The following is a 13091-nucleotide window of genomic DNA, read 5'->3' as shown; positions in this document are numbered from 1 at the left end:
ATCATCTTTATCTACTTTTATTCCTCTTTTATCCCATATTTCTCTAGCCTGCGATATAAAGCAGCACGACTTACACCTAATGCTGTAGCTACCTTACTAAGGTTGCCTTTATGCCGTTCAAGAGCCTGAACAATGGTTTGACGTTCAATTTCGTCTAATGTCATTCCTGCCAGATTGGTATTTCCTACTTGCTCATCCCTATAAATATGCTGTTGTTCAAAATCGGAAGAGTCTACACGCGACTTACCACTCATCAGGATGGTTCTTTCAACCAGATTTTTAAGTTCCCGGATGTTTCCCGAATAGGGTAACCGGGTAAGGAAAGTTATTGCATCCGATGAAAATTCAACCAAAGGCAGGCCATTCATTTTTGATAAGTTATCAGCAAAATGACGAGCCAGTAACGGTATATCATCCCTACGCTCGCGAAGTGCAGGCAGATGTATGGTTATCAGATTGATGCGGTAAAAAAGATCTTCGCGAAAAGTATGGGCAGTAACCATTTTACGTAAATCGGCATTGGTAGCACTTATCACCCTGACATCTGTTTTACGTGGACGACTATCGCCTAATACCTCGAAGGTTTGATCTTGTAACACCCGCAAGAGTTTAACCTGACAAGATAAATCCAGATCACCTATTTCATCCAGAAAGATAGAACCTTTATCGGCTAGTTCAAAGCGCCCAATTCTATCGGATGTAGCATCGGTAAAAGCTCCCTTTTTGTGCCCGAACATTTCACTTTCGAAAAGACTTTGAGAAATACCTCCCAGGTTTACCTTTACAAATGCTTGTTTGGCCCGTTGACTGTTTTTGTGAATGGCTTCGGCAATCAGTTCTTTACCTGTACCACTTTCGCCTGTTATTAATACCGAAGCATTGGTAGCAGCAATCCGGGCAACTGTATTTAAAACATCATTCAGCTCCTTGGAGTTTCCTATAATGTTGCTTCTTTTTAACAAGGAGGTTTGCTCTTTGGTGGTCTCTTTCTCGGAAGTAGATAATTCTAAAGCTGTTTCTATACGTTGCAACAGCGCAGCATTGTTCCAGGGTTTGGTTATAAAGTCGAAAGCACCAGCCTGCATTCCTTGTACAGCAAGTTCTATGCTTCCCCAGGCAGTCATCAAAATAACCGGAACATCGGGATGGAAAATCTTAACTTGCCTGAGAAGTGTTAATCCTTCTTCTCCGTTGGTAGACAAGGTAAAGTTCATGTCCATCAATATTAAATCTGGTTGGGTTGATCGTACAACTTCAATCGCCTCTTTGGGTGTAGAAACTGCATGGCGATCGTATCCGGCTCGCTTCAGCATAAAGCTAAGAGAGGAACGTATGGAAGAGTCGTCATCTATTATTAGTATCATTTTGAGTATTGAGTTATGAGTTGTGAGTATTGAGTTGTGAGTTTTGAGTTGTGAGTATTGAGTTATGAGTTGGTACAAAAGTACAAAATAGTTCTGAGTTTTAAATTCATTATACCACACATACCGCAGAGCAAACTCAAAACTCAAAACTCATAACTCAATACTCATCACAGCTCAATACTCATCTTAAAATCAACTTCCAGTTGAGTGTTTCGTTCAAAATCCCATAGTGTGAGGCTACGGAGTTGATAATAATAGTACCAATAATAAAACATTTCCTGTATATGTTTTTGGCGGGCATCATCTTTCGATGTTTGTGCATCATTCAAATCAAGTGTATTGATTTTGCCTATCAAAAATGTTTCAATACTGGTTTTGTATCTTTTTTGTGCAATCTGGTCGGCCTCATCTGCAATGGTTAGCTGTGCCAACTGATTATTAAACTTCTCTACCAACAAGAAGATATCCTGATTAAAATTCATTTGCTCCTGACGTATACGCGATAACACTACCTCCCGGTTACTTTCGGCTACCTTTACTTTTCCACGCCGTTTGCCCCAATCAAGCAGAGGTATTGTAACACCTACCTCAATAACCTGATTATCCAGCAAATTACGATAGGAGGAAGATAACGTTTTATCTTGTCCGGTATAGCCTACACTGGCATATAAGTTAATTTCGCGCATGTTACCTTTTGCGGTGGCCACACTGTAATCGGCCTCCAACTGCCTGCGACGAATATTCTGTGCAAAAGAATTTCTTTGCAGAGCTTTATCCAACACATCGTTATATTCCATTCGTAAAGCTGGTGCCGATTGGGGTAATACAGGTTCAAGTATTTCCGTTTCCGACAATCCTAAGAAGGCACGTAATTGAAACATATTCGCATTTAAATTGCTTTCGGCTTCTGTTAACGATGCCTGAGCTTTAAGCGAAGCTAGTTTAAGTTGCAGCAATTCATTTTCTGAAATTTGTCCCATTCTTCGTTTGGCAACAGCTACTTCGTACAACCGATTGGCATTTTCTTCATTTTGTTTTGCGGTTCCCAGGTTTTCTTTAGCCAGCAAAAGATTAAAAAAGTAATTAATGGTTCGCATAGTTACTTCTTCGGTAGCTGTTATAAAACCGGCTTTGGCTTCTTCGTATTTAACCGGTTCAATCCGGCGGCTCCACTTAAGATGATTTACTCCAAAAATCGGCTGGGTAAGTTTTAAGCCGATAGGGATAGACATAAACACTTCTTTCCCGTTCGCTCCCATTTGCTTGATATAATCTAAAGACGACGACACTGACAGTTTACCCCCTGTAAACCATATATTCTGATCGATGGACAACTCGCCGGATATGCCTAAAGAATTATTACGCACAAATGTGTACGAACCGTCTTCCTGCTGATAACGTGTATAAGATTTATTGTAATTGGGTAGTGTACCTGTAAAATTTACTTCGGGCAATAAATCGGCCCTGAAAGTTCTGTATTCCCAGTAAGAGGTTTTTAACTCGTTTAACGCAACTGCTGCATCTACAGATTGTACACGAGCCAATGCTATTGCTTCGGGCAAGGTTATCTTCCGTTCGTTTTGACTATAAGATGGCCATGCAAGCCACGAAACTAACAATGCAAAAAGTATCTTCTTTTTCATATATGGATTTATTTCGGTGTTTTACTAATTATGAAAAAGATGAGTCAAACGGTATGCCAAAAAGATAACACACTAATTATCTGCACATTGACATCTGAACCACATGTCCGAAAATGAACAGTTTGTTCAGAATCAACTTTCAACTATTGGGTATTCTAACAGTGAAACAGGTACCTTTGCCTATATGCGAAGTTACATTTATGGTTCCTTTTAATCTATTTACAATGGTTTGAGAAATACTAAGCCCTAATCCGGCTCCCTGAGTAAAACTATCTACTTTATAAAAGCGTTCAAAAATACGTTCCTGATCTTCTTGCGAAATACCCGCCCCTGTATCTTTTACAAAAAAGGTAGTATAATGCTCTTCCTCTTCGGTGTATCCAAATTCAATAGAGCCTTGCAAGGTGAATTTTATTGCATTACCTATTAAATTATTGATTACCTGTTTCAGCCTAACACAGTCTGTTAATATTGTTCTTTCGCTATTCTCGGGGATTTGCAGTACTAGTTCAACGCCTTGGGGCATGGATAATTTTTGCGAATCGTATATTTCCTGCATAATCAGAGGCAGATAATAAGGTGATAGTTGGAAATCCATGCTCCCAGCTTCTACTCTCGACAGGTCGAGGATATCATTTATCAGTGTCAGCAGCAACTCACAGTTATCATTCACAATTACAACAAACTCACGAATCTCTTCATCGGTAAACATTTTATAGTTCTTCAACAAATCGGAGAATCCTACAATAGCATTTAATGGGGTCCGTATTTCGTGACTCATATTGGCTAGAAAAGCTGTTTTCAATTTATCGGATTCCAACGCCCTGTCTCGTGCTGCAATTAATTCTTCTTCGGTTGATTTGTATCGTTGTACACTTTGACAAACGCCCAAAATACTATAAGGCGAATCTATGGTTAAGCCCGAAAGAACTGAAAGACGAAACTCCCACCATTCATAATTGCCTGTATTATTCCGTTGCCTGAAAGTTAACCGGTTTGTACATCTCTTTCCACCTAGAATATCCTCAAAACCATTTAACACCTCGGGCAAATCGGCCGGATGAATATTGTTGTTCATTTTTTCTTTGGAAAGAAAAGTTCCTTCAAATCCCATGTGGTTCATATAACCCACAGGAAAAATAAATGTATTTGTAACAGTACTATATTGTAAGGGATAGATGGAGCTTTCTTCAACTGCCAAGCTGAAAAAGTGCTTCTGCATAGCAACCTCCGATACATTACGGAAAGTAAAAACCAAACCTGTTTGCTTGTTTTTATCGTATAAAGGAACAATCTCGCCGGATACAGGAAAGTAATTGTTGCTATGTACATCTTTAATAAAACTATTTTCGGGGATAATTAGATTTACACCTTCCTTACTCACTTTTTGCAATAAGGGCATAAGGATATCTGTACCATTATTATAGAGAGCAATCAAGGTCTGTGCCTCCTGTCCTTCGAAAGGGCGTGAAGGAACTGCATCAATATCTTCCTGAATATTCAGCATTTGTAGCAATGCCTTGTTTACAAAATGTATCCTAAAATCGGTACCATAGGTAACCACAGCATCGCGAATTGAGTGAAAGATGTGATCGAATTCATTTCTTTGTGCAATCAATCTGTTTTGAACAAGCAGTTTTGTTTGGGCATGTATTCGCTTGCGGGATTCGCGACGATATTTCAAGATCAACCTTACTACAATAAATACAAGTAAACCCAGAAGAAGAGTATAGAACAGAATTATGATTACTGCATACTTTTCTATGTAAGGTTCATTTATAATCACACTTCCACGGGGCAACTGATCTTTCTTTACATTAAAAAACTTCAATTGCTTATAATCAAATGTTAGTTGGAAACTGCTTTCGGTTACTGGAATATTATACGTTTTCTCGCCCAATAAAACACGGCTGGCAATGTTTGCTGCTTGTACTGCATCCTTATACATATCCGGACCTATGGCACAAAACACTCCATTGAGTAAGGCTGTACCACAAAGAGTAAAAGTGGGAGCTTTTGATACTTTCGATATTGAAGTCATGTATAACCCCCAATACGGAACAACCATAATTGATTTCTGTGCATCCTGGGATATTTGAATATCACCAAGAATATCTGTCAAAGGATCATGTGTTATGTTATATGTTTGTAGTTCGTAGTTTGTATTTTTGTTGAAGAAATCGGGCCAATAACGCTGAAACATTCCGGTTCCTTTACGTCCTAATACAGTATCTTCACTTACCATTACAACTTTGTACCGCTCCGGAAAAACTTTTTTTGCTGTTTCGAGCACAACATCATAAGGATGTGGCAAGGTAGTACCTGTAATGTTTTTATATTTACTCATTAAAGGCTGATTGGGAAAAGCAACCCCGAAGAAAACCACAGGAACCCGAAAAGGCAAAGAGTCACCACAGTTAAGCAAGCTGTACAAAGCCTCATCGTTAGATACAACAATCAAATCTGCACCACGGGCTGTAGCTTCTTTACAGAATTTACGCATCAGTTCTTCTTCCTCGTCCGAGTTATACAACCGGCTATTCAGATATTTAACCTCAATATTTGCTGATATGGAATTAGCATTAAACCCATTTTTTAATCCTTCTGATAATTCTTCACTTCCTGTATCTTTCTCTGTGTAAGATTGTACAAAAAGAACATTGTATACAGAACGTTCGGAGGCTTCTGTATAAAGAGAATAAATTAGTAGCAGAAAAATCAGCCAAATCCGGTTTATATTATTAAGCATACGCTGAAGTATCAATTTATTTGCAAACTTAAAGAAAAATTAAAAACAATCTTATAAGGAAGCTTACTTTTAACCTTTCGATGTGAGGCGTTAGGGCGTGGTTGCTGTTATAAGAGGGTCAAAAGTGAGAGTGTTCTTTGAATTAGTTACGATTTATAAGAGGCTGTGTCAAAATAGAACGTGTTCTTAGAGTTAGTAACGAATTGTAAGTTAAGCACTGAAAGTGCGTTCGATTTAGCCCAGGGTTTTAACCCTGGGTATGTACGAAAAGCACCAATCAGAGTGCTGTAAGCACGAACGAATAGCCTAGGATCGTGCTTACAGCACTTCATTGTTGGCGATTGATAGCTTACCCAGGGTTAAAACCCTGGGCTAAATCGAACGGGCTTACAGCCCTTGCTTACAAACTGTAACTAAATCAAAGACCGATTGGAGTTTTGACACACCCTCTTACTCGGGCTTACAGCCCGTAGAACGCAAAAAAAAGGAAATATCAATTCATTTCAAAGAAATAGTTCCTAAATTTGAACGAAATTTTAGAATTATCTTATGAGAAGTTTTGCCTCCGACAATAATTCCGGTGTTCATCCTTTAGTTATGGATGCACTTTTAAGTGCCAATCTTGATCATGCAGTTGGCTATGGTGATGACAAATGGACAGTAGAAGCTACTGCAAAGATTAAAGAAACATTTACTGCCGAGTGTGAACCATTTTTTGTATTTAACGGAACCGGTAGTAATATAATAGCGTTACAACTCCTTACCCGCCCATTCAATTCAATTCTATGTGCCGAAACAGCTCATATTTATGTAGATGAATGTGGGGGCCCTGTAAAAAGCACAGGTTGCCAGATTCGGCCGATTGCTACTACCGACGGGAAATTAACTCCTGATCTTATAAAACCTTATCTTCATGGTTTTGGCGATCAGCATCATTCGCAACCCGGCATTATTTATTTATCGCAAAGTACCGAGCTGGGAACAGTTTATTCGGTAGATGAACTGCAGGCAATAACCTCTTTAGCACATCAACATGGCATGTATGTGCACATGGATGGTGCCCGCATAGCAAACGCATGTGCCTCTTTAAATGTATCATTACGCCAATTAACAGTGAACTGTGGTATTGATATACTAAGCTTTGGGGGTACAAAAAACGGGTTAATGATGGGCGAATGTGTTGTTGTTTTTAATCCGGCATTAAAACAGGAAGCACTATTCATCCGGAAACAATCAGCACAGTTAGCATCCAAAATGCGTTATCTGTCTTGTCAGTTCACGGCTTATCTCACAGATAACCTTTGGCTAAAAAATGCTGTTCATGCCAACAGCATGGCAAATCGTTTATATCTTGCACTTAAAGCATATCCCGAAATACATTTTACACAAAAAGTAGAAAGTAACCAGCTCTTTCTAACAGCGCCTCGTGCAATTATTGATAAATTATTGGAGTCGTACTTCTTTTATTTCTGGAATGAAGAAAAGAACGAAATACGTTTGGTTACTTCGTTCGATACTACCCAACAAGATATTGATGACTTTCTGGCTCTTTATCATAAACTTTCTTAAGCTTAAATTACATGAAGAAAATATTGATTTTACTATTACTTGCTTGTTGGGTTGTTAATGGTTATGCGCAATGGATTCCAGAGTTTCTGACTACCTCTCCGGATATTAAAGAAGAGAATAATAACAAGTTAACGCTTGATATAGATGCTGTTGGGTTCTTTAAGAATAACGAATACTTCAGCCCTTTATCGAAAGGACAAACCTTTCCCGGAATACGGTTTATACCCAAGGCAGGTTACCAGATTGATAATAAACTTCGGTTTGAGCTGGGGGTGTTGGGTCTTTATCTTTCTGGTAATCAAGACGATGATGTACTTTCTACATTCAACGAATTCTATGCCCGGATTCAATATGCTATCCGTCCTAACTTACATCTGGTTTTTGGTAATCTTTATGGTGGTGCCAATCATAGGTTAATAGAGCCATTATACCGATGGGATAATCAACTGGTTGAAAAACAAGAAAGTGGTTTGCAGGTAATATACAAAGACGATCGGTTTTTTGCAGATGTATGGGTTGATTGGCGACGGTATATTGAACATGGTGATTCTGTGCCTGAAATATTGAACTTTGGTTTATCGGCTTCTGCACGGTTAAGCCCGGAAGAGAACGATTTTCAGTTGACACTACCCTTTCAACTGCTAATTTATCACCAAGGTGGACAGATTGATACCTCCGACGAAAAAATGATTGTTACCGGAAATGTAGCAACCGGCCTTAAGATGAAATGGAAATTGCATGGCCGCACCATTCGCTCTTTAGGGTTCGATACCTATTTATTAGGCTATTACGATAAACTTTCGAACAAAGAACTTCGCCCTTATGATAATGGATGGGCTGTTTATCCTGTTTTCAAGGCCGAGACTAAATACATTGATCTGATGGCTGGGTATTATCATGGCTGCCAATTTTATAGTGTAGACGGAGATCCTCTGTTCAGTTCGTTTAATCTGCGATATCCGGATGAAGTGCACAAAACCCGTCAACTGTTTACTGCTAAAGTATCCTATTTTAAGCAGTTACATAAATCATTTTCTATTGGTGCGCAGGCGGAAAGTTATTTTGATATAAAGCTAAATAAGTTTGATTATAGCTTTGGAATTAATTTAAGGTTGAATACGAAGGTGATTAGTAGATAAAGGAGGTAGAGTGAGGTAAAGGAGGTAGAGGTGAGGTAAAAGGAGGTAAAGAAGCCATGCGGCATCGTTCCTTTACCTCACTCTACCTCCTTCTATTCTTTACCTCCTTTACTTCCTATAATACGCTAACGCATCTTTATCGAACTTACGAATGAAGTTGATATGCTTTTCTATTTCTGCCTCAGCATAACGAACGTATACATTAGCCGAAGAAGAGAATAATTCGCTATTCTTAGAAGCGTCCTGAAGCAATAAGTGGCTCATAATAATATGAGAAGCCATTTCAACCAGGCGACGTGCACAGAAATCAAGGAATTCCTGATCTTTATCTTCTGTTACCTGTTCAACAGCGGCTGCATATTTGCTGGCCATATCTTTCAAACGGTTCTTTAAACCTTCCAGTTCAGGAGCTACTTCTTGCGCTTCGTACTCACGGATTCGGGCCAGATAAGCCCCATTAGTAACATAACGAATAGCAGCCACTACCTGTAACTGAGTAGTTCCTTCATAGATAGATGTGATACGTGCATCGCGATAAATACGTTCGCAGGCATAATCTTTCATGAATCCCGAACCACCGTGTATCTGGATACAATCATATGCATTTTGATTGGCATATTCGCTACTCATACCTTTTGAAAGCGGAGTAAAGCTATCGGCCATCTTAGCGTATAACTTTTGTTCCTGACGTTCTTCCGGAGTAAGTTTGCGTTCTTTAGCAATATCATCGAGTGCTTTGTAGATATCAACAAAACGAGTTGTTTCGTACAAAAGGCTACGGGCACCATCCAGTTTAGCTTTCATTAATGAAAGCATTTCGGATACAGCCGGAAATTCAATAATTGCTTTACCAAACTGTTTACGGTCTTTAGCATAATCCAGTGCTTCGTTGTATGCAGCTTGGCAAAGTCCAACAGACTGTGCTGCAATACCTAAACGTGCACCATTCATTAATGCCATTACATACTTGATAAGACCAAGTTTTCTGTCTCCGCAAAGCTCAGCTTTGGCATTTTTATAAACCAATTCACAAGTTGGCGATCCTTTGATACCCATTTTGTTTTCAATACGACGCACAGTTACACCACCGTTACGTTTGTCGTATATAAACATAGATAATCCACGACCATCACGAGTACCCTCTTCCGAGCGTGCAAGTACAAGGTGGATATCAGCATCACCATTTGTAATAAAGCGCTTAACACCATTCAGATACCAGCATCCATCTTTTTCGCTGTAAGTTGCTTTAAGCATAACAGCTTGCAGATCCGATCCGGCATCGGGTTCGGTTAAGTCCATCGACATAGTTTCACCGGCACAAACACGGGTGATGTATCTTTGTTTCTGATCTTCATTAGCGAATTCGTAAATTGTTTCGGCACAATCCTGCAATCCCCATAAGTTTTCAAAACCGGCATCAGCACGGCTCACCATATCGGCAGCCATCATATAAGGTACATTCGAGAAATTCAAACCACCAAACCGGCGTGGCATAGCCATACCCATTAATCCGGCTTTTGTTGTAGCATCCAGATTTCTAGCTGTACCACTTGCATAAGTTACTCGTCCATCGGCTACTGTTGGGCCTTCATGGTCCACTTCTTCTGCATTTGGAGCAACAATTTCTGCACAGATTTCTCCTACAATTTCCAGTACTTTATCGTAGCTGTCCATTGCATCTTCAAAATCTACAGGAGCATAATCAAATTTATCTTTGTCGGCATAGTTACGCTCTTTGAGTTCAACAATCCGTTTCATGAGCGGATGGTCAAGATAATGCCGCAATTCAGGAGTATCGGTATAAAAGTTAGCCATATTATTTTTTTTAGGAGAGAAGGAGTTAAAGGAGTTACCATTCGCTTTGCTCATTCAGGAGTTAAAGCTTTTGGATACCTTTACAATAGGCATTCAGGAGTCTACTTGTTTCTTCCAGTCTCTCAGTTAATTCATTGTACTTCTTTTCAGTAATATAATTTAGATCTTTTGAAAGAAGGATATAATATCTACATTCTTCGAGACTACCTTGAGATATATTAAAGAAACGCAACTTGTCATTACTACCTCTTTTCTTATACCCTTCAGCAATATTAGCTGCAATTGATACAGCTGCTCGTTGAAATTGAGAAGATAATCCAAATCGTTCGAAATTGGGAAAAGAGTTTGTTGTCTGGTAAGTCATCAATACAAATTGATGTGCTTTTTGCCAAGCAGTAATATCTTTAAAACTTTGAGTATACATTGTTTTTAAGCTTTAACTCCTTTAACTCCCTTTAACTCCTTCCCTCCTTTATTTACTGTTTTGCTTATAATACTTAATCATCTTAGGTACAACCTCTTCAATGCTACCTGTAATCACATAATCAGCTATGGTATTGATTGGTGCATCAGGGTCGTTGTTGATTGAAATAATCATTGAACTTTCCTGCATACCGGCAATATGCTGTATTTGTCCGGATATACCACACGCTATGTATAGTTTAGGGCGTACTGTAACCCCTGTTTGACCAATCTGGCGATCGTGATCGGCAAATCCTGCGTCAACAGCGGCACGACTAGCACCTACTTCAGCATTCAGTACCTTTGCCAGGTCGAACAGTAAATCAAAGTTTTCTTTAGAACCTACACCATATCCTCCGGCTACAACAATAGGTGAACCTTTCAGATTGTGTTTTGCTTTTTCTATGTGACGTTCGATTACATTAACAATGAAATCCGAATCGGATACATATTCTTTAACATCGTGATTAATCACCTCTCCTTTATAATCAGGACTCAGGATTTGTTTCTTCATCACCCCTTCGCGAACAGTTGCCATTTGTGGGCGGTGTTCAGGATTTATGATAGTAGCTACAATGTTACCACCAAAAGCAGGACGAATTTGATACAACAAATTTTCATACGTTACTCCGGCTTTCTTATCTTCGTGGTTACCAATTTCCAGCGAAGTACAGTCGGCAGTAAGACCACTGTGCAACGCCGATGAAACTCTTGGTCCAAGGTCACGGCCAATAACCGTAGCTCCCATTAAACATATCTGAGGTTGTTCCTGCTTGAAAAGATTTACAAGAATCGAAGTATGAGGAAGAGATGTATAAGGATATAATCCTTCTGTATCAAACAAATGCAATTTGTCAACTCCGTAAGGGAGTACCTGTTTTTCTATATCTTTAAGATTAGTACCTGCTACAACTGCTTCGAGCTGGCAGTTGAGTTGGGTAGCCAATGAGCGACCTTTTGTAAGAAGTTCAAGGCTAACATCCACAATGGTATTATCTTCAATTTCGCAATATACAAATAAGTTATTCATAATTTAAAAGTTTTGAGTTTTGAGTTTTGAGTTTTGAGTTATTGGGAACGGCATCGTTCTCACCACTCATTACTCCTTACTCATTACTTATCCTATTGTGTGATTAGCCAAAAGCTCAACCATTAAATCTTCAACATCACGGTCGCTGCTGGTAAGTGTTTTGCTTTCTTTAGCTTGGAAAACAATGTTCTGAATTGTTTTCACCTTTGTTGGCGAACCCGATAGTCCACATTGTTCCAGATCGCCATTCACATCGGTAACACTCCATTCAACCAGGTTGAGATAGTCGCATCTTTCATACAGGTTGGTGTAATCAAGATCACCTTGTTGTTTTTCGGTAATGGTTTTAGCGTGTTTATACTTCTGTATTAATTTTGCATTGCGCGGACGGCAAGGCGCTGCTGAGCCATTTACTGTAAGAACAATAGGAAGCGGACCTTCAACAGTTTCAATACCACCATCAATGTGGCGTTTTACTGTAATACGACCGTTTTCAACCTTTAAGATTTCTTCTGTGTAAGTAATTTGTGTTAACCCAAGTTTCTCGGCAACCTGTGGGCCTACCTGTGCTGTATCACCATCAATAGCCTGACGACCACCTATGATAATATCGAAATCACCGATTTTGCGGATTGCAGTTGCAAGTGCATACGATGTGGCAAGTGTATCTGCACCGGCAAAAGCGCGGTCGGTTAACAGATAACCATTATCAGCACCACGGTATAATCCTTCACGAATAATATCGGCTGCACGTCCCGGTCCCATGGTTAACATGGTAATGGTAGAGCCTGGATGGGCGTCTTTCAAACGGAGGGCTTGCTCAAGTGCATTTAAGTCTTCCGGGTTGAAGATCGCAGGGAGCGCCGCACGGTTTACTGTTCCGTCGGCTTTCATGGCATCTTTCCCTACATTTCTAGTGTCGGGTACTTGTTTTGCCAAAACAACAATTTTCAAACTCATGTTTATTAATATTTTGGTATTAGAAACTTTCTAAATTGAGTTTTGAGTTTTGAGTTATGAGTTTTGAGTTTTGAGTTGGCGATGCCGCACGGAACTCAAAACTCATAACCCAAAATTCAAAACTAATTCCGGTGCAAATTTAAACAAACACTTGGTATTGACAAGAATAAGTTTTGAAATAATGCACAGAATTATGTTTTTTGAGCAATAATAATATGATTTTATCACAGAGTTTGGTTCGGTTAAAGACTGAGTTGAACTAAAATTAAAACACAGAGGTACTGTGTTGAATTCCAAATTAAATTAAATATTTTTTCTATCTTTGTCTCCGCCAAAGGAAGGCTTCATGCGATACTTTGT

The 13091-nt window shown here is 39.3% G+C and carries 9 protein-coding genes; 2 read left to right on the top strand and 7 right to left on the bottom strand.

Annotation, left to right across the window (positions count from 1 at the left end; genetic code table 11):
• Positions 1-17 precede the first annotated feature (17 nt).
• The 3 genes from D0T85_RS19205 to D0T85_RS19195 form a co-directional block, all read right to left on the bottom strand.
• Entirely contained in the window at positions 18-1364 is a 1347-nt protein-coding gene (locus D0T85_RS19205; protein WP_163215128.1) for a sigma-54 dependent transcriptional regulator, read from the bottom strand.
• 167 nt (positions 1365-1531) lie between these two features.
• Positions 1532-3007, bottom strand: a complete 1476-nt coding sequence (locus D0T85_RS19200) for a TolC family protein (RefSeq protein ID WP_163215127.1) — start codon at positions 3005-3007, stop codon at positions 1532-1534.
• A gap of 139 nt (positions 3008-3146) precedes the next feature.
• On the bottom strand, positions 3147-5756 hold the full coding sequence (locus tag D0T85_RS19195) for a sensor histidine kinase (protein WP_163215126.1): 2610 nt from the start codon (positions 5754-5756) through the stop codon (positions 3147-3149).
• Between the two features lie 549 nt (positions 5757-6305).
• Between D0T85_RS19195 and D0T85_RS19190 the strand changes: the two genes are divergently transcribed.
• A complete protein-coding gene (locus D0T85_RS19190) occupies positions 6306-7325 on the top strand; it encodes a low specificity L-threonine aldolase (RefSeq protein ID WP_163215125.1) in 1020 nt (339 codons plus the stop codon).
• Between the two features lie 11 nt (positions 7326-7336).
• On the top strand, positions 7337-8464 hold the full coding sequence (locus D0T85_RS19185) for a hypothetical protein (protein WP_163215124.1): 1128 nt from the start codon (positions 7337-7339) through the stop codon (positions 8462-8464).
• A 108-nt stretch (positions 8465-8572) separates the two neighbouring features.
• Here D0T85_RS19185 and D0T85_RS19180 read toward each other — a convergent pair whose 3' ends face one another.
• From D0T85_RS19180 to D0T85_RS19165, 4 genes are all read right to left on the bottom strand, one after another.
• The gene (locus D0T85_RS19180) at positions 8573-10279 is read right to left on the bottom strand and encodes an acyl-CoA dehydrogenase family protein (protein ID WP_163215123.1); all 1707 of its coding nucleotides are present in this window, start codon (positions 10277-10279) and stop codon (positions 8573-8575) included.
• Positions 10280-10340: 61 nt separating this feature from the next.
• Positions 10341-10703, bottom strand: coding sequence for a four helix bundle protein (locus D0T85_RS19175; protein ID WP_163215122.1), 363 nt, complete (start codon positions 10701-10703; stop codon positions 10341-10343).
• A 48-nt stretch (positions 10704-10751) separates the two neighbouring features.
• Positions 10752-11771: an electron transfer flavoprotein subunit alpha/FixB family protein gene (locus tag D0T85_RS19170; protein WP_163215121.1), complete on the bottom strand. Its 1020-nt coding sequence runs from the start codon at positions 11769-11771 to the stop codon at positions 10752-10754.
• Between the two features lie 87 nt (positions 11772-11858).
• The gene (locus D0T85_RS19165; RefSeq protein ID WP_163215120.1) at positions 11859-12731 is read right to left on the bottom strand and encodes an electron transfer flavoprotein subunit beta/FixA family protein; all 873 of its coding nucleotides are present in this window, start codon (positions 12729-12731) and stop codon (positions 11859-11861) included.
• Positions 12732-13091 lie beyond the last annotated feature (360 nt).

It is taken from the genome of Bacteroides sp. 519, assembly GCF_010500955.1.
Taxonomy (GTDB): domain Bacteria; phylum Bacteroidota; class Bacteroidia; order Bacteroidales; family Bacteroidaceae; genus Bacteroides.
This window is presented reverse-complemented; position numbering and strand designations above follow the sequence as displayed.